General features: G+C 31.5%; 22 protein-coding genes. 19 read left to right on the forward strand and 3 right to left on the reverse strand.

The window, feature by feature from the left end:
• Positions 1–60 precede the first annotated feature (60 nt).
• From ACUXZJ_RS08805 to ACUXZJ_RS08815, 3 genes are all read right to left on the reverse strand, one after another.
• Entirely contained in the window at positions 61–2229 is a 2169-nt protein-coding gene (locus ACUXZJ_RS08805) for a polyribonucleotide nucleotidyltransferase (protein ID WP_060381786.1), read from the reverse strand.
• Between the two features lie 156 nt (positions 2230–2385).
• Positions 2386–2655: a 30S ribosomal protein S15 gene (gene rpsO, locus ACUXZJ_RS08810; RefSeq protein WP_060381787.1), complete on the reverse strand. Its 270-nt coding sequence runs from the start codon at positions 2653–2655 to the stop codon at positions 2386–2388.
• A 103-nt stretch (positions 2656–2758) separates the two neighbouring features.
• Positions 2759–3214: a GAF domain-containing protein gene (locus ACUXZJ_RS08815; RefSeq protein ID WP_060381788.1), complete on the reverse strand. Its 456-nt coding sequence runs from the start codon at positions 3212–3214 to the stop codon at positions 2759–2761.
• Between the two features lie 73 nt (positions 3215–3287).
• Between ACUXZJ_RS08815 and xrtF the strand changes: the two genes are divergently transcribed.
• From xrtF to ACUXZJ_RS08910, 19 genes are all read left to right on the forward strand, one after another.
• The gene (gene xrtF, locus ACUXZJ_RS08820; RefSeq protein WP_063744201.1) at positions 3288–3824 is read left to right on the forward strand and encodes an exosortase family protein XrtF; all 537 of its coding nucleotides are present in this window, start codon (positions 3288–3290) and stop codon (positions 3822–3824) included.
• Positions 3802–4251 carry an exosortase F system-associated membrane protein gene (locus ACUXZJ_RS08825; RefSeq protein ID WP_060381789.1) on the forward strand — a complete coding sequence of 150 codons (450 nt, stop codon included), beginning with the start codon at positions 3802–3804 and terminating at the stop codon, positions 4249–4251. Before xrtF ends, ACUXZJ_RS08825 begins: the two co-directional genes overlap by 23 nt.
• A gap of 48 nt (positions 4252–4299) precedes the next feature.
• Complete coding sequence (locus ACUXZJ_RS08830; protein ID WP_063744093.1) at positions 4300–4704, forward strand: HYC_CC_PP family protein; 405 nt, start codon at positions 4300–4302, stop codon at positions 4702–4704.
• 67 nt (positions 4705–4771) lie between these two features.
• Positions 4772–6772 carry a TonB-dependent receptor plug domain-containing protein gene (locus ACUXZJ_RS08835; RefSeq protein ID WP_060381791.1) on the forward strand — a complete coding sequence of 667 codons (2001 nt, stop codon included), beginning with the start codon at positions 4772–4774 and terminating at the stop codon, positions 6770–6772.
• Between the two features lie 53 nt (positions 6773–6825).
• Complete coding sequence (locus ACUXZJ_RS08840) at positions 6826–7164, forward strand: heavy-metal-associated domain-containing protein (RefSeq protein WP_060381792.1); 339 nt, start codon at positions 6826–6828, stop codon at positions 7162–7164.
• Between the two features lie 66 nt (positions 7165–7230).
• Complete coding sequence (locus ACUXZJ_RS08845) at positions 7231–7548, forward strand: hypothetical protein (RefSeq protein WP_060381793.1); 318 nt, start codon at positions 7231–7233, stop codon at positions 7546–7548.
• Between the two features lie 61 nt (positions 7549–7609).
• Positions 7610–9211, forward strand: a complete 1602-nt coding sequence (locus ACUXZJ_RS08850; protein ID WP_060383806.1) for a SulP family inorganic anion transporter — start codon at positions 7610–7612, stop codon at positions 9209–9211.
• 6 nt (positions 9212–9217) lie between these two features.
• Positions 9218–9901 (forward strand): carbonic anhydrase family protein, encoded by a 684-nt coding sequence (locus tag ACUXZJ_RS08855; RefSeq protein WP_060381794.1) that lies wholly within the window; start codon positions 9218–9220, stop codon positions 9899–9901.
• A 5-nt stretch (positions 9902–9906) separates the two neighbouring features.
• A complete protein-coding gene (gene can, locus ACUXZJ_RS08860) occupies positions 9907–10542 on the forward strand; it encodes a carbonate dehydratase (RefSeq protein WP_014166455.1) in 636 nt (211 codons plus the stop codon).
• Positions 10543–10627: 85 nt separating this feature from the next.
• Positions 10628–11305 carry a DedA family protein gene (locus ACUXZJ_RS08865; protein ID WP_063744092.1) on the forward strand — a complete coding sequence of 226 codons (678 nt, stop codon included), beginning with the start codon at positions 10628–10630 and terminating at the stop codon, positions 11303–11305.
• 45 nt (positions 11306–11350) lie between these two features.
• Positions 11351–11743 carry a hypothetical protein gene (locus ACUXZJ_RS08870; RefSeq protein ID WP_063744091.1) on the forward strand — a complete coding sequence of 131 codons (393 nt, stop codon included), beginning with the start codon at positions 11351–11353 and terminating at the stop codon, positions 11741–11743.
• 61 nt (positions 11744–11804) lie between these two features.
• Positions 11805–14294 carry a YbcC family protein gene (locus ACUXZJ_RS08875; protein WP_446194739.1) on the forward strand — a complete coding sequence of 830 codons (2490 nt, stop codon included), beginning with the start codon at positions 11805–11807 and terminating at the stop codon, positions 14292–14294.
• An 11-nt stretch (positions 14295–14305) separates the two neighbouring features.
• On the forward strand, positions 14306–16177 hold the full coding sequence (locus ACUXZJ_RS08880) for a proton-conducting transporter transmembrane domain-containing protein (protein ID WP_446194741.1): 1872 nt from the start codon (positions 14306–14308) through the stop codon (positions 16175–16177).
• A 21-nt stretch (positions 16178–16198) separates the two neighbouring features.
• The gene (locus ACUXZJ_RS08885; protein ID WP_060381797.1) at positions 16199–17803 is read left to right on the forward strand and encodes a SulP family inorganic anion transporter; all 1605 of its coding nucleotides are present in this window, start codon (positions 16199–16201) and stop codon (positions 17801–17803) included.
• Positions 17797–18564: a DUF2490 domain-containing protein gene (locus ACUXZJ_RS08890; protein ID WP_060381798.1), complete on the forward strand. Its 768-nt coding sequence runs from the start codon at positions 17797–17799 to the stop codon at positions 18562–18564. The genes ACUXZJ_RS08885 and ACUXZJ_RS08890 overlap by 7 nt, the downstream gene beginning before the upstream one ends.
• 64 nt (positions 18565–18628) lie before the next feature.
• Complete coding sequence (locus tag ACUXZJ_RS08895; RefSeq protein WP_060381799.1) at positions 18629–19882, forward strand: TolC family protein; 1254 nt, start codon at positions 18629–18631, stop codon at positions 19880–19882.
• A 9-nt stretch (positions 19883–19891) separates the two neighbouring features.
• Positions 19892–20983 carry an efflux RND transporter periplasmic adaptor subunit gene (locus tag ACUXZJ_RS08900; protein ID WP_060381800.1) on the forward strand — a complete coding sequence of 364 codons (1092 nt, stop codon included), beginning with the start codon at positions 19892–19894 and terminating at the stop codon, positions 20981–20983.
• On the forward strand, positions 20983–22323 hold the full coding sequence (locus ACUXZJ_RS08905; RefSeq protein ID WP_060381801.1) for a carbohydrate porin: 1341 nt from the start codon (positions 20983–20985) through the stop codon (positions 22321–22323). Before ACUXZJ_RS08900 ends, ACUXZJ_RS08905 begins: the two co-directional genes overlap by 1 nt.
• Positions 22324–22334: 11 nt before the next feature.
• Positions 22335–25433: an efflux RND transporter permease subunit gene (locus tag ACUXZJ_RS08910; RefSeq protein ID WP_446194745.1), complete on the forward strand. Its 3099-nt coding sequence runs from the start codon at positions 22335–22337 to the stop codon at positions 25431–25433.
• Positions 25434–25508: the final 75 nt, after the last annotated feature.

Below are 25508 nucleotides of genomic sequence, written 5' to 3' on the forward strand. Positions count from 1 at the left end.
AAATAAAAAAAAACCTCGAAAAAAAATCGAGGTTTCATCTATTTGAATTAATAAAATTAATTAACCTTGAGGGTTTGTTTTTTTATCATCTTTTTTTTCTTCACGGGGTGGGCGAGGAAGTAATTGTTTTCTTGAAACTTTTTCTTTTCTGTTTTTAGGGTCAATACCTAGGTATTTAACCATAAAAATATCTCCTAAGTTTATGATGTCGCTTGGTTTTTCGGTGCGCTCCCAAGCCAATTCAGAAACATGTAATAGGACTTCGTTACCAGGTGCTTTGGTGTATTCTACAACCGCGCCAAAGTCTAGCATTTTAGTTACTTTTACTTCGTAAGCTTCTCCTAATTGAGGTTTAAATACCATGGCTTCAATTTTAGCTAATACGGTTTCTATACCTGCTTGATTTGTTCCTAAAATTTCAACAATACCTTTATCTCCTTCTTCTGTTAGTACGATGGTTGTTTCAGTGATTTTTTGTAGTTCTTGAATGTTTTTGCCGCCAGGTCCAATAAACGCTCCAATCATACTGGCAGGTATTGAACTCATAATGATTTTAGGTGCTTTTGGTTTAACAGCGGCTCTTGGTTCAGAAATGGTTTCAATGATTTTATTTAAGATGTGCATACGTCCATCACGAGCTTGAGCTAATGCTTGTTCCATAATGTCGTAGCGTAGTCCATCAATTTTGATATCCATTTGACAGGCTGTGATGCCATCAGCTGTACCTGTTACTTTAAAATCCATATCACCTAAATGGTCTTCATCTCCTAAGATGTCTGATAATACGGCAAACTTTTCTCCGTCTGTAATGAGTCCCATTGCAATACCAGAAACAGGTTTAACCATTTGTATACCAGCATCCATTAATGCTAATGTTCCTGAACATACGGTTGCCATAGAAGAGGAACCGTTAGATTCTAAAACCTCTGATACAACACGAATGGTGTAAGGACAATCTGATGGAATCATGTTTTTTAGTGCACGTTGTGCTAAATTACCATGTCCTATTTCACGACGTGAAGTGCCTCTTAATGGTTTTGCTTCACCTGTAGAGAAAGGAGGGAAGTTGTAGTGTAAGTAAAAACGTTCTTCTCCTTGTTCAGAAGGTAGATCAATAATATTAGCTTCTCTAGAAGTGCCTAAAGTTACAGTAGCTAAAGCTTGTGTTTCGCCACGTGTAAAAATAGCGGAGCCGTGAGCAGATGGTAGATAGTCAATTTCAGACCAAATTGGACGAATTTCAGTTGTTTTACGACCATCTAAACGAATTCCTTTTTCAAGAATTACATTACGAACAGCTGCTTTTTGTGTTTTATAGATATATCTGTTTACTAATTCTTTTAAATCTTCGTTTTCAGTGTATTCTTCTTCTGAATACAAGGCTTTTACTTCCTCTGCAATAGTTGCAAATTTTTCACCTCTTTCGTGTTTTGCTGATGCTTCTTGAGCTACGGCATAAAATTGGTCATAACAAGCATCTTTTACTTTATTGTAAATAGCTTCGTCATTTTTTTCTGGTTCGTATTCACGATAGGTTAAAGTACCAATGGCCTCACGTAGTCTTTCTTGTGCTTCGATTTGAATTTTGATAGCTTCGTGAGCAAATTTGATGGCTTCTATCATTTCGGTTTCTGAAATTTCTTTCATTTCACCTTCTACCATACAAACGGAATCTTTAGAAGCACCAATCATCATGTCAATGTCTGATTTTTCGAGTTCTGTTCTGTTTGGATTGATAATTAGTTTTCCATCTACGCGTCCTACTCGAACTTCTGAAATAAAATTATAGAAAGGAATATCCGAAACGGCTAATGATGCGGATGCAGCTAAACCTGTTAAAGCATCTGGCATTACATTTTCATCATGAGACATTAATTGAATCATGATTTGAGTTTCAGCATGATAATCATCTGGGAAAAGCGGACGTAGTACGCGATCCACTAATCTCATTGTTAATATTTCGCTATCACTAGGACGTGCTTCTCTTTTAAAAAAGCCTCCAGGAAAACGACCTGCTGCCGCAAATTTTTCGCGATAATCTACAGTTAAAGGTAGAAAATCTACCCCAGGGTTGGCTGTTCTAGCAGATACAGCTGTTGCTAAAAGCATCGCGTCGCCCATTCGCACAACTACAGACCCATCGGCTTGCTTGGCTAATTTCCCAGTTTCGATTGTAATAGTTCTTCCATCTCCTAAATCGATAACTTCTTGAAATACTTTTGGGATCATAAAATCTTTTTTTGTTAAATTAAACAATGGGTTCTAGTTGTGTTGTTGATGTGTTGTTGTGTGTGTAGTTGTTTGAAACCCAATGAAAAACCAAACTTTAGTTTTGAAATATTTAAAAAATAAAAAGAGGCGCGCGGGCACCTCTTTTCTTTTGGATTATTTTCTGATGTTTAATTCTTTGATAATCGCACGGTATCTGTTAATCTCCTTGTTTTTTAAGTAGTCAAGAAGGGATCTTCTTTTACCTACTAACTTTACTAATGAGCGCTCAGTGTTGTAATCATGACGATTTTTCTTTAAGTGCTCAGTTAAGTGATTAATTCTGAAAGTAAATAATGCTATTTGACCTTCTGCAGAACCAGTGTTTTCAGCTTTTCCTCCGTGTTGAGCGAAGATTTCAGATTTTTTTTCTTTTGATAAATACATTCTAATATTATTTAAATGATTATTATGTAGACTGAGATATTCTCAATACGGGTGCAAAGTTAAAAATATTTATGAATTATAAATTATGATTTATGAATTATTTTTAAAAAAGTTTAGCAACTTCTGAAGTTACGAATTCTAAAAAGCGTTCGTCCGCTTCTGTAAAAGGGTCTATGACATGACTGTCAATATCTATTTGTCCAATGTTTATGCCATTTACAAATAAAGGAACAACAATTTCAGATTTTACGGTAAAACTGCAAGCTATGTAATTGTCTTGTGCTTTTACATCAGGTACTACAAAATTCTGATTAGATTCTGCTACTTGTCCGCAAATTCCTTTCCCAAAAGGAATAATAGTATGATCTGTTTCTGCTCCCGCATAAGGGCCTAAATGCAAGGTGCGTGTTTCATGATTAGCAAAGTAAAATCCAACCCAATTATAATAGGATATTTTATCTTGTAATAATTGACAGATGTTTAATAGTTTTTCATTTTTGGATAATGAATCATTTGCTATGATAGATATGATCTGTGGTTTTAGATTTTCGAATGGCATGATTTTTAAGTTTTTTGCAAATGTAAATGACTTGTTTTTTAAAAATTATATAAATTTGTTAAAAAATGATTTTTTGAAGACATTGTTAAAAGAATATCGCCCCTTTTTTCTTTTTTTAGGAAAATTTTTTGTTTCTTATTTGATGCTTACAATTCTTTATAGGCTTTATTTGTCAGGTTTTGTAAATCAGGTAGATGGTTTTACTGAAAATGTGTCTTATACAACGGGAAAAATATTAGTCTTTTTAGGTCAAAGAGTTCAAATTGTAGAAGACGCTCTGAATGAACAGTATCAGTTATATTTTAATGGGAAATATTTGGCTCGTATAATAGAAGGTTGTAATGCAATAAGTGTTATTATTCTTTTTGAATCTTTTGTAATCGCTTTTTCGACAAGTTTTAAAAAAACATTTATGTTCTTGTGGTTTGGAAGTGTTCTTATATATGTTGTCAATATTTTAAGAATCGTTTTATTAACGATTTTGTATGATCTTTATCCTGAATATGAACATTTTTTACATTCAGTATTGTTTCCTTTCATTATTTATGGTATAGTGTGTTTACTTTGGTTGTATTGGATAAAAAAATATGCGAAATATATTTCAAAATAAATATAAGATTGCAATAATTATTCTGTCAGTATTTGGTTTGATATTGATTAGGAATTATGAATCAAATTGGTTTTATGATCCTTTTATAGCGTATTTTAGAGGAGAATTTCAAGGAAGTTTATATCCAGAATATAGTTTGTTTAAGCTAGTGTTTAGTTGGTTGATTCGTTATAGCTTAAATACAGTATTAAGTTTGGTTATTTTGTATATGCTATTCCAAAAAAAATCGATCATTAAAATTTCAATTTTTCTTTATGTTGTTCTTTTCTTTTTTCTAGTTTCTTTAATTGTTTTAGTTTTAGAATTTTGTGATGAAACTTTTGTAATGACCTTGTTTTATATGCGTCGATTTCTAATTCAACCGTTGTTTTTAATTTTGTTTATTCCTGCTTTTTATTACCAAAAAAAGAATTTGGAAAATAATTAACATTTGTTTTAGAATTATGGATTGTAAATAATTAATATATTTGTGGTGATGAAACTCCGCCGTTTTATAAATATTTGTTTGGCTTTTCTTGTATTGATTTCTAATACAGGTTTTGCGATTAATGTCCATTATTGCGGTGAGGTAGTTGCAGCTGTTACTGTTGAACATGTTGAAAAACAAAGTGATTCAGATTGTTGTGAAAATAAAGTACAGATACAAGATTCTTGTTGTAAAGACAAAAAGGTTGAAATTAAAAAAACGACTTCAGAAAATGTTTTAATAAAATCATTTCAACTTAAAATTCCTTCTTTTGTTGTTTTAGAATCGTTCAAACTTATATTAAAGAGATATAAAGTAGCTTTAATAAAAAAAGACAATCTACTTGCTTATTATTGTGATACACATGCGCCACCGCTCTATAGATTATATTCTAGGCTAGTATTTTACGCTTAATTGAATTAGTGAAATTGGTTTTCGGAAATTTTTTCGATTGTAAATTTTTACTAATTTAATTAAAAAGATGAAATATAGCTATTTATTTATATGTTTGTTAGTTAGCACTGTACTACTCGGACAAGATGTAGACACTCTACAAACGATCACGGTTCAATCTAAGCGTGAAAAAATACAAAAATCATTACTAAAGCCCACTAATACCACCGTTTTGTCTAGTAAGGAGTTGTTAAAGGCAGCTTGTTGTAACCTAGCCGAAAGCTTTGAAACGAATCCTACTATTGATGTTAATTATTCAGATGCTCTGACGGGAACCAAGCAGATAAAAATGCTAGGATTAACTTCTCCTTATTTATTAATCACGGAAGAAAATATACCTTCTGTTCGGGGTGCTTCACAGGTATATGGTATGTCTTTTACTCCAGGAACTTGGGTAGAAAATATTCAAGTCACAAAAGGAGCAGGAAGTGTGATTAATGGATACGAAAGTATTTCGGGGCAAATAAATACAGAGTTGTTAAAGCCAGCTAAAGAAATACCTTTCTACTTGAATTTTTATGGTTCTACTGATTCTCGTTTTGAATTAAATACACATCTCACAGAAAAAATAGGCACTAAGTGGAGCACTCTTTTATTAACGCATTCTAATATGAGGGTATCTAAAATGGATATAAATGGAGATGGATTCTTGGATAATCCATTAGGTCGTCAAGTAAATGTGATGAATCGTTGGCAATATGCTAACGCTGAAACAGGGTGGGTGAGTTTTTTGAATTTTCGTTATATGAAAGATGAAAAATTAACAGGACAAATAGAGTTTAATCCGATGGTAGATAAATTGACTAAAAATAGATGGGGTTCAGAGATTAATACGGATCGGATGGATTTTTCTTCTAAAATTGGTTATGTATGGAGAGATGCTCCTTATCAAAGTATTGGTTTACAAAACGCATTTACAACACATAATCAAAATTCTTATTTTGGGTTACGAACTTATGATATAAAACAAAACAGTTTTTATTCTAATTTAATTTTCAATTCCATTATACAAAATACAAAGAACAAATTTGCCGTGGGTTTGAATTTTACTTCTGATGATTATAATGAATTTGTTTTGGGGAAAGATGTAAGTCGAAGAGATAATTCTATTGGAGCATTTTTTGAGTATACGTATGATAATATGGATAAATTTAGTATTATTTTAGGCGGACGTACAGATTATCATAATCGTTTAGGTTTTTTTATTACGCCTCGTGTTCATGCTCGTTATAATCCATGGAAAGATGCTGTTTTCAGAATTTCAATAGGAAGAGGGAAACGAGCAGCTAATGTTTTTGCCGAAAATCAAGTTCTTTTTGCAAGTAATAGAAACTTGAATGTTTTGGGAGATTCAGGTAAGATTTATGGTTTACACCCAGAAATAGCATGGAATTATGGCTTTGGGTTTTTACAGAAATTTAAATTTTTTGGGATGAATGCTGATGCTTCGGTCGATATTTATCGTACTGATTTTCAAAATCAGGTGGTGATAGATGTTTTGCAATCATATCAAGATGTGAATTTTTATAACCTAGAAGGACGTTCATTTGCCAATAGTTTTCAGACAGAATTTAATATAGAAATTATTAAACAATTAAACTTGCGTTCAGCATATAAATTATATGACATCGAAACAGATTATAAATTGGGTAGATACCAACGTCCTTTACAACCAAAACATCGTTTTTTCTTTAATATCGAGTATGCAACAAGGATGAAAGAAAAAGGAAAGCAATGGCGTTTTGATTTTACACTGAATTGGACAGGTAAGCAACAATTACCTAATACAAATCTAGAATTAACTTCATTTTCACCTGATTTTGTTGTAATGAATTCACAGATAACCCATACATTTTCTTCAGTCTTTGAGATATATACAGGAGTTGAAAATTTAAGTAACTATAAACAACAAAAGGCTATTGTAGGAGCAGAAAATCCATTTGGGGAAAATTTTGATAGTTCAGTAGTATACGCGCCCATTTTTGGACAAATGATTTATGCTGGCTTGCGTTTTAAAGTAAACAAATGATACTTTTATTGAATAATATTTAATACTTTTTAAAAATTTAATATTCTAAAAAAATGAAAAAAATAATTCTAATTTTAGCTGTATTGATGAGTATTTTGAGTTTTGCTCAAGAGAAAAAAAATAAAAAAGCAAAATACGATATAGAAGTAAATGGTAATTGCGAAATGTGTAAAAAACGAATAGAAAAAGCTGCTTTTTCTATTTCAGGAGTAAAAATGGCACAGTATACTATTGAAGGAAAAGTATTGCATTTAGTAATAAATGAAGAAAAATGCACATTGTTAGATGTGGAGAAAGCTATAGGGAAAATAGGTCATGACACTAAAAATGTAAAAGCAAGTCAAGAAGATTACGAAAAACTTCATGGTTGCTGTCAATATGAACGGAAATAAATAAAAAGCGTGTTAAAAAAAACTTATTAATTATAAAATGAATATTATATTTGGTATTTTAGCTCTATGAAACCATTAATTAAAATAGTGTTACTATTTTTATTCCTTTTTCAATTTACTCCAAGTGTTATTTCTTTGGTAGATAGAGAGAAGGGAGCTAAGTTATCATTGGTTTTACTAGAAGAAGAAGAGGAAGAAGAGTCTACTAAAGAATCTAAAGAAACTAAAGAAATTAAGGAAATAAAAACGGAATTTATTTCTTTTTTTATTGACTATCAAATAACTTCTAATTTTACAGATTTACAAAAAGTTGTAGATATGTATCTTTTGTTAGATTATACTACTGAATTTACATTGCAGATATTACCTCCTGAATGGATTTAAGGCAAAAATGAGTTGAGTGTTTTTTATGCTCAAATGTTTTATGGATTTAAATTTAATTAGGATGACAAAAAAAATAAATATTTTTGGAAACCTTGGTTCTGACTTGCCAGCAGGACTAGTGGTTTTCTTAGTAGCATTGCCTTTGTGTTTAGGTATTGCGTTAGCTTCTGGTGCGCCTCTTTTTGCAGGAATTATTTCGGGAGTAATAGGCGGTATAGTTGTAGGTTATTTGAGTAAATCACATTTGTCTGTATCAGGACCTGCAGCTGGTCTTACTGCAATTGTTTTAACTGCTATTTCGGATTTAGGATCATTTAATGTCTTTTTATTAGCTGTTTTTATAGCAGGAATCATTCAAATAATTTTAGGATTTCTAAAAGCTGGAGCTATATCTAATTATTTCCCTAATAATGTAATTGAAGGAATGTTAGCAGGTATAGGAGTTATTATATTTTTAAAACAATTGCCTCATGCCTTTGGTTATGATAAGGATTATGAAGGTGATTTAGCATTTTTGCAACCCGATGGAGAAAATACTTTTTCTGAATTATTTTCGGTTATAGGAAATATACATTTGGGAGCTACTCTAATAGCCATTATATCTTTGTCCATTTTAGTTTTATGGCCTAAAATACCCGTGTTAAAAGATTTGAAATTAGTGCCATCAGCTTTAGTTGCCGTAGTGGTAGGAATTATCCTAAACCAAGTTTTTGTAAGTTTGGGTTCTTCTTTAGCAGTTTTAGACGATCATTTAGTAAAATTACCTGTCCCAAAATCATTTGTAGAGTTTCAAGAGAGTTTTACAATGCCTGATTTTTCACAAATTTCAAATCAAAAAGTGTGGATTGTTGGTGTTACAATAGCAGTGGTTGCTTCTATAGAAACGTTGTTGTGTATTGAGGCAGCTGATAGAATGGATAAGCATAAAAGATATACAGATACCAATAACGAGTTGAAAGCACAAGGAATTGGTAATTTAGTGAGTGCTCTTTTGGGAGGTTTGCCTATGACATCTGTTGTAGTTCGTACGACAGCTAATGTTAATGCAGGCGGTGAAACTAAAATGGCAGCCATTTTTCATGGGGTTTTGCTAATTGTTTGTGCGGTAGCCATACCTTCTGTTCTTAATAAAATTCCATTAGCTACTTTGGCAGCAGTTTTACTATTAGTGGGGTATAAATTGGCCAATCCTAAAGTAATCAAACATTTTTATGAACGAGGGAAGTATCAGTTCATTCCTTTTATTGCAACTATGATTGGAGTGGTGTTTACAGATTTACTAAAAGGAGTAGCATTAGGTTTAATAATAAGTGTGATTTTTATCTTAAAAGGAAATATGAAACGTGCTTATAATTTTAGAAAAGAAAATTATAAAGAAGGTGATTTTATTCATATTGATCTAGCGCAAGAAGTTTCCTTTTTAAATAAAGCGGCTATTAAATTAACTCTAGCTTCTATTCCTGAAAAATCTTCGGTAGTTATTAATGCGTCAGACACAGTATACATAGCACATGATGTATTGGATTTGATTAAAGAATTTAAGAAAGTTAGAGCTAAAGAAGAAAATATTAAGGTAAAATTGATTGGTTTTAAAGAAGCGTATGAATTAGAAAATACAGGAGAGGAAGAAAAACATATTTATGTAGAACACACAACTAAATGAGGTATCATGAGAACTTTAAATAAAGAATTACAGTCACAAATAAGTCCAAAGAACGCTTTAGAAATATTAAAAGAAGGAAATCAACGATTTGTAAAAAATCTAAAGATTCATAGGGATTTATTAGAACAAGTAAATGATACACGAGACGGACAATGGCCTTTTGCCACCATTTTGAGTTGTATAGATAGTCGTACTTCAGCAGAGTTAATCTTTGATCAGGGATTAGGAGATGTTTTTTCGGTAAGAATTGCAGGAAATGTAATAAATACGGATATTTTAGGGAGTATGGAATTTGCCTGTAAAATAGCAGGGTCTAAACTAATAGTGGTACTAGGACATACTAAATGCGGTGCTGTGAAAGGAGCTTGTGATCATGTAGAAATGGGAAACTTAACAGAACTCCTTTCTAAATTGCAACCAGCAGTATATGAAGAACGTATGACAAAAGAAAATAGGACTTCAGACAATAGTACATTTGTAGAAAATGTAGCGCAAATTAATGTGAAGAGAACCGTCAAGTCAATTTTACAAAGAAGTTACATTTTAGAACAAATGGTAGAAAATGGAGAAATAGGAATTATAGGCGGGATGTATAACATAGAAACAGGTTTAGTTGAGTTTTATGAAGACTACGCTTTTATAAAATCCGATTTAGATACTAATTTTAATCTAAAAGAATTAATTAAATAAAAAAAATGAGTGATTTCTATAAAAAATTATTAGATAATAATAAAAAGTGGGTAGATACAAAATTAAATCAAGATCCCAATTTTTTCAAAGATTTAGCAAAAGGACAAAATCCCCCTTTATTATGGATAGGTTGCTCAGATAGCCGTGTACCCGCTAATGAAATTACAGGAACTAAATCAGGTGAGGTTTTTGTACACCGTAACATAGCTAATATGGTGGTACATACAGATATGAATATGTTAAGTGTTCTAGATTATGCTGTCAATGTATTAAAAGTGCGTCATGTAATTGTTTGTGGTCATTATGGATGCGGAGGAGTAAAAGCAGCCATGGGAAATACCTCTTTTGGTATTATTGATAACTGGATACGACATATAAAGGATATTTATCGTTTTAATAAAGAAAAACTTAACTCTATAGAAAATGAAGAAGAACGCTTCAATAGATTTGTAGAACTTAATGTCAAGGAACAAGTATTAAACTTAGCGAAAACGTCTATTGTACAAACAGCGTGGAAAAACGGACAAGAATTGTTTTTACATGGTTGGGTGTATGGCTTGAATTCAGGATACGTAACAGATTTACAAGTAAATTTTTCTTGTAATTCTGATTTACATGAAATGTATCAACTGGATGTTTAATCATTTTTATGATTAATTTAATGAATAAAATAAGGGTGATTGTGCTAAAAATAGTACCTTCGCCCTTTTAAATGTTTAAATATTTATGAAAGAGTTCAATTGGTTGCAATTACTAAATCCAGAATTTTATATCCTATTAGAATTTGGTGGAATTAAAATAGGATTAATTGTCGTTTTATTTATCGTTTTTGCTGAAACAGGATTGTTAGCTGGTTTCTTTTTGCCTGGAGATAGTTTGCTTTTCCTTGCAGGAATTTATAGTGAAACCTTAATGAGTCAAATAACTTTGGGGAATGACTTTTTAAATGTAACGGTTTTTGCCTTCCTAGTTGGACTTATGGGAGTTATTGGTAATATGGCAGGTTACTGGTTTGGAGCTAAAAGCGGAAACTATTTATACAATCAAAAAGATACATTCTTTTTTAAGAAAAAATATTTATATCAAGCAAAAGATTTTTTTGATAAATATGGCAACAGAGCCATTGTGTTTGCTCGTTTCCTACCTATTGTCAGAACCTTTGCTCCTGTGGTAGCGGGTATCGTTGAAATGGATAAAAAGAAATTTATGTTCTACAATATACTAGGATCTTTTTTATGGGCTTTTTCCATGATTTTTGCAGGACACTATCTTCATACATTATTTTTACAAAGTTTTGGAATAGATCTAAAACATTATATAGAGTTCATAGTAATAGGAATTGTAGCTTTTACCACTTTGCCTGTTTTATGGAAAATATTTAAAAAGAAAGTACATATTGAATAAAAAACTATTAATTTTGACTTTGTTAGATTAAATAAAAAACACTCGATGTTTAAGATACTAAATAATAAAAAAGTTTTTAAAAAAAAGGGATGGATTTCATTCCTTTTGGCTTTTTTGTTATTATTATCAATATCAGGTAAAAGTTTCTCTAATGCTGAGAATTTTTTAAAAATTCCAGTAAAAATAGATAAAGAAAAGAATTCTTCTAAATCAAAAATTATTTCTGTTAATCAGAGCTTAGACGATGAAGAATTAACAGAATTAGACCTTGAAGATGATAACATTGAGGAATTTATTTTCTCTAAAGAATATGTTTTTTCGCTTCAGTTACTTTTATTAAAAAAAGACTACAATGCAATAGGTTATAAGAGTTTTAAACTCATATATAATCAACCCCTATATATACTCTACTGTAACTGGAAATACGATCTAGTTTAATTAATTCCTTAAGCGATGTATTTACATCAAAATAGAGGTATTAATTAAATATTTCCTAAAAATGAATTTAACGAATCAGCGATTCGTGGAGCATGATGTACTTCACGAACTATCGCATTACTTACCTGCGCAAAATCCATTGAAAGACTTTGTGCACCACAATACTTTGCATGCTTTTCAAAAACAACCTTTTTTTGATGCTTTACATCAAGCATCTACAGTATTTGGTTATAAAACCTATTTATCATTAGCTGAATTCAGAGCTAAATACGCTAATGGTGAAATTTCGAAAGAAATTCTAAAAAAAGTTGTATATGATCGGAAACTAGAATATTCATATAAACTATGGGAACATAAAGTATTAAATGAAATTTATGATGAATCCTTATCTTCAAGAATAGGTAGTGTACGTTCTTTATGGAAAGAATACTATGCTATGAATTTAGACAAAGCAACACATGGAATTTTGTTTAGAGTATTATGTAGTTACTTAGATCAAGGAATTTCAGTATGGCCTTTTCCTGTTCATGATAAAGGATTTTTAGCTTCTATAAAAGAATTAGATAAAAATGGAATCACCGGTTTCTTTAAAACGCCAAGAGCAAAAGCATTATTACAAAGTGAAATTAGTATAGAAGAATTGTTGCATATTATAGTGGGTAATGAGGCTTATTATACCCATTATTTGTTTGATCAACAATTTTCACATCCAGGTTGGAGTGGTATGGTGGCAACATTGGAGCAAAATCCAGTTTCATTATTAGCCAAAAAGAGGATTACATTACAAGAACTTATAAAGTTTGAATTACTATTAGAAATAGATGTTTTAGATCAAAAATTTGGCAAAAATTGGAAACCAATTGCTTACAATTTACAAGAACCACTTGAAGATATTTTTTCAGCTCCTGAGTATTCTGAATATTTTGAAGTATTATCTATATGGCAAGAAGCTTTTGAATGGAGTTTTTATAACCAAGCATTATTAGGGATACAACAAACGAGTACCCAAATACGACCTAAAAAACAAACGAGTTTTCAAGCCATGTTTTGTATGGATGATAGAGAATGCTCTTTTAGACGATATATAGAAGAAGAAGATCCTAATGCTCAAACCTTTGGTACAGCAGCCTTCTTTAATTTTGAATTTTTTTATCAACCAATACAAGGGAAATTTTTTACAAAGCTTTGTCCAGCTCCAGTAGCACCTAAATATTTGGTAAAAGAATTACCCAGAAAGAAAAAACATGCTACAGATCTTCATTATCACAAGCGTACACATTCTTTGTTATTTGGATGGTTAATAAGCCAATCATTAGGTTTTGCGTCAGCTTTTAAATTATTTTTGAATATTTTTAAACCCACCATTACCCCTGCAACATCAGCTTCATTTAAACATTTAAATCCAAAATCACAATTAGTAATTGAAAACGATAATGGGTTACAACAAGATGGGTTACAAGTAGGTTTTACAGTAGAAGAAATGGCTACTCGTGTAGAAGGATTATTTAGATCTATAGGCCTTGTGAAAAATTTTGCTCCCATAGTATATGTAGTAGGGCATGGTGCCACTAGTGTAAATAATACTCATTTTGCAGGTTATGACTGTGGTGCTTGTAGCGGAAGACCAAGTTCCGTAAATGCCAAAGTTTTATCTTTTGCAGCCAATCATCCTGAAGTACGTATTCTTTTATCAAAAAAAGGAATAGAAATTCCTAATACTACTCAATTCTTGCCAGCACTACATGATACAACTCGTGATGAAATTGAGTTTTATGATGAAAAAGTATTGACCCAAATCAATTTAGATATTCACATCCAGAACAAAAAAACTTTTGAAAAAGCTTTGGATAAAAATGCTGTTGAGCGTTCTCGTCGTTTTGAAATCATAACCAAATCAGATGATTTAAAAAAAATACATAATTCCGTTAAACGTCGTTCTGTTTCTTTATTCGAACCACGTCCAGAACTCAATCATGCTACCAATGCCATGTGTATAGTCGGGAGAAGAACAGTATCTGAACAATTATTCTTAGATAGACGTTCCTTTTTAAATTCTTTTGATTATAAAGTAGATCCTAAAGGCGATTATTTGGCAGGAATATTAAATGCAGTAGCTCCAGTAGGAGGAGGTATTAATCTGGAATATTATTTTTCTAGAGTAGACAATCATAAGCTAGGAGCAGGATCTAAACTGCCTCATAATGTTATGGGATTAATAGGTGTTGCTAACGGAATTGATGGTGATTTACGTCCAGGACTACCCAATCAAATGATTGAAGTACACGACCCTGTTCGATTGTTAGTAGTTGTCGAACATTTTCCAGAAGTGGTAAAATATGCAATTACCAAAAATTCAGCTACTTATGAATGGTTTTATAATGAATGGGTTAATCTAGTTGTATTGCATCCAGAAACGAAACAACTTTTCCGATTTATTAAAGGCAGTTTTGAGTTATATAAACCTCTAAAGGTTGCATTAGGTGATATTCAGGACATACTTAAATATACACAAACTAGTATGGATAATTTAAAAGTAGGTATTATTAAATAAGAGGAACGGATATGTGGAATGAAATTTTAATAGCATTTGTGTTAATCCCTTTTGCTGGTTTTTTTATTAGTTTTTGGTTGCCTGAAGAAAAAGAATCATGGTTATCTAGAACCGCTTTAGGTACCGTTTTAGTTCAATTGTTTTCCTTGGTAGTATTCTTGTTTTATTGGATATTAAAAGGTGCTAAACCATTTAATCTTTTTGAAGTAAGTTTAGTAAAAACAAATCATTATGAGTTTTTTATTGATTTCTTTTTTGATAAAGTAACCGCTGTTTATCTATTTGTAGGAGCCTTGTTAATTTCAATGGTTACCACCTATAGTCGTTATTATTTACATCGAGAAAAAGGATATAAGCGTTTTTTTATAACGGTTTTATTTTTCTTTTTTGGGTATAATTTAGCTGTTTTATCAGGAAATTTTGAAACCTTATTTATAGGTTGGGAAATTATAGGAATTTCCTCCTTTTTATTGATTGCATTTTATAGAGAACGCTATTTACCAGTAAAGAATGCGTTTAAAGTATTTTCGATTTATCGAATAGGAGACGTTGGCCTATTGTTAGCCATGTGGGCAAGTCATCACTTGTTTCATGAAAATATTACCTTTATGAAGATGTATAATTATGAGTTAGTAAGCGAACATCTTCAAACGCATTCTTTTATTGGTGTTTTTATTGGTTTATGTTTAGTATGTGCAGCAGCTGTTAAATCAGCCCAAGTCCCTTTTTCTTCTTGGCTGCCTCGTGCTATGGAAGGACCTACTCCGTCGAGTGCTATTTTTTATGGTTCCTTATCCGTACATTTAGGCGTATTCCTTATGTTACGAACTCACCCTTTTTGGGAACATCAAACTTCGTTACGAATTGCTATTGGAGTAATGGGGGGGCTGACTAGCTTAGTAGCCACTTTTATGGCTCGGGTTCAGTCTTCTGTTAAAAGCCAAATTGCTTATAGCTCCATTTCTCAAATAGGATTAATTTTTATAGAAATAGCTCTTGGGTTAGATACTTTGGCCTTACTGCATTTTGCAGGTAATGCTTTTTTAAGAACCTATCAACTTTTGGTTTCTCCGTCTGTTGTAAGTTATCTTATAAGAGAACAATTTTATCATTACGAACCCGTACAACACACATTTGAAGACTCTTTGCCTAAACGTTTAGAATATGCACTCTATATATTAAGCATTAAAGAGTTTAATTTGGAAAAAATAGTAAATTTATTTCTATGGAAACCCCTTAAATTCATTGGTAAATTTTTGAATTTCTTGAACTTAAAAAGAATATTTCTTCTTTTTGTGCCAATTTATATAGGAGGTATACTATTACTAAAAAGTAAGATCCATTTATTAGAACAACTAAATAATAGATTGCCTGAATTTTTTGCTTTTATAGGTTTAATCTCAGTCTTTAAATCATTTTCAGAAAGAAAAAGCCCTTTTGTAGCTTGGGTTTTGATAATATTTAATCACTTTTGGATTGTTTTAGCTATTCTATTTAATGAAAAAGTTGATTTTTATGAAATTTCTCTATATCTCACAGGAATAATAATGGCTGGGATATTAGGATATATAGCACTTGTAAAATTAAGTAAAATAGAAAGTAAAACCTCATTAAATCAATATTTAGGACATGTATATGAACATCCCAAATATGCCTTTTTCTTTTTAGTTGCAGCTCTTGGTGTAACAGGTTTTCCCATTACGACTACTTTTATAGGTGAAGACCTATTGTTTAGTCATATAGAAAGTGATCAAGTAATACTTGCCTTTTTTATAGCCAGTAGTTTTGTGGTTTCAGGAATTGCAGGAGTACGTATTTATACACGATTATTTTTAGGACCACACGTAAAAACATATCATGAATTACCTTATAAATCTTCTTAAATAAAAAAATATTCATTATATATGAACACAAAAAATAAAATTAATATTCCTACTGACGGATTAGCAGGATTAAAAGAAAATTTTTCATCTGATGCCATTTCAGGTTTTATCGTTTTTTTATTAGCATTACCTCTAAGTTTAGGAATTGCTAAAGCATCAGATTTTCCACCGATAATGGGTTTAATTACCGCAATTATAGGAGGTATCCTAGTAAGTATACTATCTGGATCAAAGTTGACTATCAAAGGACCAGCAGCTGGGTTAATTGTAATTGTTGCAGGTTCTGTAGCCGAATTTGGTAAAGGAGATGCAACTTTAGGTTGGAAACTTGCTTTAGGAGCCATGGCGGTAGCTGGGGTAGTGCAAATACTTTTTGGACTACTAAAGTTAGGAAAACTAGCTGATTTCTTTCCGCTTTCGGCTATACATGGAATGTTAGCTGCAATAGGTATCATTATTATTGCAAAACAAATTCCTGTTTTGTTAAATGATGATCCAACTTTAGCAAAAGGTAAAAAACCTTTAGAATTGTTAATAAATATACCTAATTTTATTATAAATCTTGATCCAAAAGCGACTTTAATAGGTATAATTAGTTTAACGATTATGATGGGATGGCCATTTATTAAAAATACTTTTATCAAAAAAATCCCAGCACCACTTGTAGTTTTGCTTTTTGCTATTCCTGCGGAATTGTTTATGGATTTTAAACACACGGAACCACCTTTTGCTTTAGTCAAAATAGGAAATCTAGTAGAAAATCTAAATATAAATGTTGATTTCTCAGGAATATCACAAACAGGACTTTTTATAAAATATGTCATTATGTTTGCCTTAGTAGGGACTTTAGAATCATTACTGACAGTAAAAGCAATTGATTTACTAGATCCATTTAAAAGGAAATCAAACAACAACAAAGATTTAATTGCAGTAGGAGTAGGAAATGTGTTGGCAGCATTTTTAGGAGGATTACCTATGATTGCTGAGGTAGCTCGTAGTTCTTCCAATGTAAATAATGGCGCAAAAACACGTTGGGCTAACTTTTTTCATGGACTATTTATTTTATTATTCTTATTAGTGGCTGCTCCCATATTAGAAATGATTCCTAATGCAGCTTTAGCCGCAATGCTCATTACAGTAGGAATTAAATTAGCACATCCTAAAGAATTTATTCATACTTTTGAAATAGGAAAAGAACAATTAGCAATATTTTTAGTAACTATTTTCTTTACTTTATTTGAAGATTTATTAGTAGGTATCGGTGCAGGTATGCTTCTTAATATAATTATTCACTTGTATCACGGTACTCCTCTTAGTTCTTTTTTTAAAGCACCTACTGAAGTTTTGTTTGAAGGAAATGAATATCAGATAAATATTAGTAAAGCTGCAATTTTTACCAATTTTTTAGGAATTAAAAGAAAATTAGAAGAAATACCTTACGGATTTAACGTAACTATAAATCTCAAAGAAACAAAAATGGTTGATAATTCCGTTTTAGAGAATTTAGAACATTTTAAACATGATTATGAAGCCAATGGAGGAAAAGTAAATATAGTAGGCTTAGAATCTCATCAAGCTTTTTCAAATCATCCTAATTCATCTAGAAAAAAAATTACAATATGTTAAATAACGAATTTAAAAAACTATTTCTTTTTTTTGTTTTATCTTTCATAACAATTCAAAAATCATTTTCTCAAAAAGTAAACCACAACAATGATGTTTGGTTACATTATGTTGGAAAAAATATGCTTACAAAAAGGCTATCTATTACCCTTGAAGCAACTATGCGTTATGCCAATGGTTTTAATGAAAAGCAACAATGGTTTATTAGACCATCGGTAGATTATCAATTTAACAAAAGTATAGTAGGTAGTGTAGGGTATTCACATTATGATACTTATGTGTATGGTGAAACTCCTCTAAATAAAATAGATACTCCAGAAGATCACGTTTGGATACAAGGAACCTATACCGCAAATCTTGGTAATTTTAAAATTATAAATAGATTACGTGATGAATTTCGATTTGTAGGGATTCCAGTTAAAAACGCTTCTGGAGATTATGTAATAGATCATTATGAGCATAGAAACCGTTTGCGTTATATGTTTTTAGTTAATTATCCTTTAACTAAAGATACAAATGGAAAATCTAAATTGTTTTTAAACGTTGGTGATGAAGCCTTTTTAAATATCGATGTAACAGGTGCTAAAACTTTATTTCAACAAAATAGAGCCATTGCTGGTTTTGGATATAATATTAATGCACACCATCAGGTACAATTAAATTACATTCACCAAAATATTTGGAATCTAGGAAATACAATTCAAGAAAATAACCCAACATTAAGAATATCTTACCTAACAAATTTTGATTGGTATACTAAATAAAAGATTTTTGAGTTATTTATTACGATGAATAAAAAACTTATGCTATCTAAAAAAATAAATAAAAATGTTAAATAAAAAAATAAAAAGTTTTTTTTTCTTTCTTATTTTTAGTTCTATTTATTCACAAAAAGTACTCAAATTAGAAGAATGCGAATTAGCTTTAAAAAAAAATAATTTACAACTAATTGCACAACAATATAATATTGAGGTATCTAAGGCTCAGATAATCCAAGCCAAGATTTGGCAGCAACCTCTAGTGTCGGGAGAAGTAAATCTTTATAATCCTGAAAAAAAACTTTATTTTGATGTGGGTGTAACAGGGCAAAAAGCTTTTGCTATTCAACAGCTAATTTATATGGGAGGTAAAAAACGGAATGAGGTTGCTTTTGCAAAATCAAATTCTCAGCTTGCCGAGTTACAATTTGAGCAGGTCATGCTAAGTTTAAAATACCAGTTAGCACAAAGTTTTTCTAGTGTTTACTTTGATAACCAAAAAATAAAAGTCATTAATGAACAAATTGAAAAATTAGAATCATTATTAAGTGCCTATAATGAACAAGCAAAAAAAGGAAATGTTTCTTTAAAGGATGTAGTACGTTTGCAAACACTTGTTTTAGGTCTAAAAAATGACAAGATTTCCATCACAAAAGATATTATTTCTAATCAGCAAACTTTATCATTAATTACAGGTATTTCTGAAGTTATAGAACCCAATTTAAACGAAAAAAAAATATTGGATGATTATTCAGCCACCTTCTTTTCCAAAGAAGATATGAAGAAAAAACTTATCGAAAATAATCCAGAATATTTGTGGACCCAAAAAATGACCGAAAGCCAAGAATTATATCTCAAATGGCAACGATCATTAAATACACCAGATGTTACTTTAGGAGGGTCTTACGATCAAACAGGAGGAGCATTTAAAAATCAAGTAAATTTAACTTTTGCTGTTCCTCTACCACTTTGGAGACAAAATAAAGGAAATGTAGCTATAGCAAAAGCACAATTAGAGCAAAGTAAAACCAATTTAGAGTATAAAAAACAAGAACTTGAAAACAGTTTAGATACAGCATATCTAATTTGGCAGCAATATACCCAACAATATAAAACTATTTTAGAAGACGATAAAAAAGAACTAGAAGCAGTATATGAAGGAATAGTTCAAAATTTTGAAAGAAGAAACATAACCCTTTTAGAGTTTACAGATTTTATGGAAAGCTATAATGAAGCTGTCATACAAAAAAATGAAATCAAAAAACAATGGGTAATTTCAGGTATAGGAATTAATTATATAACCAATAGTCAAATTTTTAAATAACCAATAGGTATGAGATATTGTAAAATAATTATAGTAATTATAACAGGCGTTTTTTTTAACTTATTGAGTTCTTGTAAACAAGAAAAAAAAGAAGAAGTTCAAGAATCCTTTTCTCTAACAGATAAAGTATTGGCATCTACACAAATGAAAGAAGCCAAAAAAGAACAACTAAAAAATGAAATTCAATTTTTTGGTAAAATTACCGCTGATAATAACAAATACATAGAAGTATACCCCGTAGTAGGAGGAAATGTTACAAAAGTTTTTGTACAATTAGGCGATTATGTTGAAAAAGGACAGGTTTTAGCAACAATTAAAAGTACCTCAGTCGCGGGATTTCAAAAAGAGTATGATGATGCCCAAAATGAAGTAGTAGTAGCCAAAAGCAATCTAAAAGCCGCACAAGAAATGTACGAAGGAAAACTTAATACAGAACGCGATGTATTAGAGGCTAAAAGCGCCTATAATAAAGCTTTAGCCCAGTTAAAAAGAACACAAGAAACCAATACAATTTATCAAATACACGCAGGATCAATTTTTGAAGTTCGAGCTCCTATATCAGGATTTATTACACAAAAGTCAATTAATGAAAACACATTATTGCGTGACGATAAGACAGATAATATTTTTGATATAGCACAAATTAACAAAGTATGGGCCATAGCCAATATTAATGAAAGTGATATAGAACTAGTAAAAGTAGGAGAAGATGCTGAAATTACAACCCTCAGCTATCCAGACAAAAAATTTTATGGGAAAGTAGATAAAATTTTCAATATCATTAACCCAGAAACAAAAGCCATGAGCGCACAAATTGTGTTAGATAATCCTAAATTTTTGCTTAAACCCGAAATGCGCGCTAATATAAAGCTATCTTATAAAGAAAATGAATATATGATGGCTGTACCTTCCAATGCGGTTATTTTTGATAAAAGTAAAAATTTTGTGATGATTTTTAAATCAAGAACCAATATAGAAACACGTCAGGTTGAAGTTTTTAGACAAGTTGGTGATGTAACCTTTATATCAGCAGGATTGAACGAAAGAGAAAAGGTTATTACAAATAACCAATTGTTAATTTATGATGCTTTAAACGACTAATGAAAAAATCAATTTTTATTCTTGTAATGTGTTTTGCCCTAAAAAGCATTGCACAAGTTAATGATACTATAAATCATCAAAAAGGATTTACTATACACGCACAAACTACCGTTATCAATCAAACAAAAGCAGGGTTTAATGCTCCTTATTCAGGTGATAATAGTTTAGTAACAGATAATGAAAGTAAAACTTCTATGACAGGTACACTTTATCTAGGAGCTAAATTATGGAAAGGTGCAAGTATTTATCTTAATCCTGAAATAGCAGGAGGTTCTGGTCTTAGTGAAGCATTAGGGCTAGGAGGTGCTACAAATGGAGAAACATTTAGAATAGGCAATCCTGAACCAAAGATTTATGTGGCTAGGATGTTTTTTAAACAGATCTTCGATTTGAACAGAGGTGAACACAAAAAAGATATTCAAAATTATTTTCATAATCACAGTGATTTTAATCAGTTAGACGAATATATTCCAAATAACTATTTAACCTTTACAATAGGAAAGGTAAGTCTTGCCGATTTTTTTGATGATAACCGTTATAGTCATGATGCGCGTACGCAGTTTATGAATTGGGGCTTAATGGCTAATGGAGCTTGGGATTATGCAGCTAATACCCGTGGTTACACTCCCGCAATTGTTTTAGAATATGTAACACCAAAACACGAATTACGTTACGGTACCGCTTTATTGCCTTTACTAGCAAATGGTAATGATATGAACTGGAATTACCCTAAATCTTCTTCACATAATTTAGAATATACTTATAAGTTTAGTATAAATAAACGACCAGGAGCGGTACGAGCACTTACTTTTTTCAACACAACTTATATGGGCAATTATGAAAAAAGTATTGCCCTAAATCCTTTTAGTCCAGATACAAAACAAGTACGAGTGCATGGCGGAACCAAGTTCGCTTTTGGTTTGAATGCTGAACAAGAATTAGCCAATGATTTTGGTGTTTTTGCGCGTTTAAGCTGGAATGACGGAAAATATGAAACTTGGGCATTTACAGAAATAGATAGAAGTTTTAGTTTAGGAGGAGTTTTAAACGGTAATCGTTGGAATCGTAAAAGCGATGTTTTAGGCTTGGCTTATTTAGTTAACGGACTTTCAAAACCTCATCAAGATTATCTAAAAGCTGGAGGAAAAGGCTTTATGTTAGGTGATGGTTATTTAAATTATACTCCTGAACATATTGTTGAAACTTATTATTCTGCGGAGTTAGTTAAAAATCAAATGTATTTAACAGGAACCTATCAGCTTATCCTAAATCCAGGATATAATGCAGATAGACAAGGTCCAGTAAATGTTTTTTCAGTAAGAGTACATTGCCGAATTTAAAAAAATAAATTATGAACAAATTCATAAAAAATATAATTGCTTTTTCATTAAAGAATAAACCTTTTACATTTTTTTGGGTCGCAATACTTGTTATTTCTGGTTTTGTTGCTTTTAAAAATATGCCTATTGAAGCCTTTCCAGATGTAACCAATACACAAATTATTATTGTGACAGAATGGAATGGAAGAAGTGCCGAAGAAATTGAACGCTTTGTAACTACACCTGTGGAAATTGCTATGAATTCAGTACAAAAGAAAACAAGCGTTCGTAGTATTACCATGTTTGGTTTGTCAGTAATTAAAATCATTTTCGAAGATGATGTTGACGACTTTTTTGCACGGCAACAAGTAAACAATCAGCTACGAAATGTGTCGCTTCCCGATGGAGTAACTCCAGATGTACAACCTCCTTATGGACCTACAGGCGAGATTTTTAGATATACACTTCAAAGTAAAAAACGCGATAGTAAAGAATTATTGACACTACAAAATTGGGTAATCGATAGACAACTAAGAGCAGTGCCAGGTGTTGCTGATTTAGTTGCTTTTGGAGGGCAAGAAAAAACATACGAAATAAGTGTAGATCCTAATAGATTGGCAAAATACGGTGTAACCCCGTTACAAGTATATGAAGCCGTAACCGAAAGTAATATTAACGTAGGAGGAGATGTCATCGAAAAAAATGGTCAAGCTTATGTGGTTCGTGGTGTTGGTTTACTAGGAAGTATTCAAGATATTGAAAATATCATTGTTGACGATGCAGGCGGTAATCCTATTTTAGTTAAAAACCTTGCCGATGTTCATGAAAGCGCAATGCCACGAGTAGGACAAGTTGGTTTAAATGATAATGATGATGCTGTTGAAGGAATTATCGTGATGCGTAAAGGTGAAAACCCAAAAGAAGTCTTAGAGCGTGTAAAAGCAAAAATAGAGGAATTAAATACGTCTATTTTGCCTAAAGATGTTAAGATGGTGACATTCTACGACAGGGATAATTTGATGAATTTCACTACCGAAACGGTAATGCATAACATGTTTGAAGGGATCATTTTTGTAACAGTTATTGTATTTCTTTTCATGGCCGATTGGAGAACCACCATTACGGTATCTATTATTATTCCGTTATCTCTTTTATTTGCATTTTTATGCTTGAAACTAAAAGGAATGAGTGCTAATTTACTTTCTCTTGGTGCGGTCGATTTTGGAATTATTATTGATGGAGCCGTCGTTATGGTCGAAGGGGTCTTTGTGACACTAGACCACCTCGCACATCAAAAAGGAATGGATAAGTTTAATAAGCTTGCCAAAGGAAAAATTATTAAACAAACAGGAACCACCTTAGGGAAAGCTATTTTCTTTTCAAAGCTTATTATCATTACTGCTTTACTTCCCATTTTTGCTTTTCAAAAAGTGGAAGGAAAAATGTTTTCTCCTTTAGCTTATACTTTAGGTTTTGCTTTATTAGGAGCCTTAATTTTTACATTAACACTCGTACCAGTACTATGCCATATCTTTTTGAATAAAAATGTAAAAGAAAAGCACAATCCTTTTGTGAATTTTTGGGACAACTTGGTTCAAAAAGGCTTTGGTTGGACTTTTGCAAACAAGCGAATTACATTGATTGTATCCACTTCTTTAATTGCCTTGATACTTTTTTCAGCCAAATTTATGGGAACCGAATTTTTACCACAGCTTAATGAAGGGGCTTTATGGGTAGAAGCAAAATTCCCTATGAGTCAAAGCTTAACAGAAACGGTAAAAAAAACAGCCCTTTTACGTAAAGAACTACAAAAATTCCCTGAAGTAAATGGTGTTTTAAGTCAGGTAGGTCGTAGTAATGATGGTACAGATCCAAGTGGGTTTTATTACGTGCAGATGCAAGTAAACTTAAAGCCTAAAGACGAATGGAAACGCAAAATATCTATGGACGATTTAGTTCGTGAAATGGATAAAAACCTATCGCAATATCAAGGAATAGGATTTAATTATTCACAACCCATTATTGATAACGTAGCCGAAAGCGTAGCAGGTATTAATGCTTCTAATGCGGTGAAAATTTATGGTGAAAATTTAGAAGAATTAGATCGGTTAGCAAATCTGGTGATCTCTAATATAAAGAAAGTAGAAGGAATAAAAGACGTAGGAATTTTACGTAATGTAGGACAACCCGAAGTGAGTGTAATTTTAGATCGCGATAAAATGGCTGCCTATGGAGTAAAAATTTCAGATGCACAAGCAGTTTTAGAGATGGCTTTTGGAGGAAAAACAGCTACCGAAAAGTACGAAGGTGAAAGAAAATTTGATGTACGTGTTCGTTATTTAAAAGAATATAGAAAAGATGAAAAAGATATGAGCAACTTGTTAGTACCCACTATTAACGGAAGTAAAATCCCTATTAAAGAGTTTGCAACCATCAAAAAAAATACAGGACCAGCATTTATCTATCGTGATAATACCAAACGTTTTATTGGCGTTAAATTTTCAGTTAGAGATCGTGATCTAGGGAGTACCATTGCAGAAGCACAACAAAATGTATCTAAATTAAAATTGCCTACAGGATATAGCATAGGATGGACTGGCGAATTTGAAAATCAAGTACGTGCCACAACCCGTTTGGGACAAATGGTGCCAATCAGTTTATTAGGAATCTTTGTATTATTATTTATTATGTTTGGGAATATAAAAGATTCATTATTAGTCCTAACTAACGTTCCTTTTGCTATTATAGGAGGTATTTTAGCACTGCACATTACAGGTATGAACTTTGGAATTTCAGGAGGAGTAGGCTTTATAGCCTTATTTGGAATTTGTATACAAAATGGCGTAATACTAATAGCTGAATTTCACCAAAATATAAGAGAAAGAATGCCTATTGAAGAAGCCATTTTACAAGGAGTAAAAATGCGTACAAGACCCGTAGTCATGACCGCTCTAATGGCATCAATAGGATTATTACCTGCGGCTATAAGCACAGGAATAGGTTCCGAAAGTCAAAAGCCTTTAGCAATTGTAATTATAGGAGGATTGATTACCGCAACTGTACTTACCCTACTCGTTTTTCCTATTATATTTTGGTTATTCAATAGAAGTAAACAAATTAAAATAGTATAGTATATACCACGTAACTAAAAATATATTTTAAACCTAAAAATACCTCAAAATCTATTTCACTCTTGAGGTATTTTG

The organism is Flavobacterium sp. TN-1, assembly GCF_052828645.1.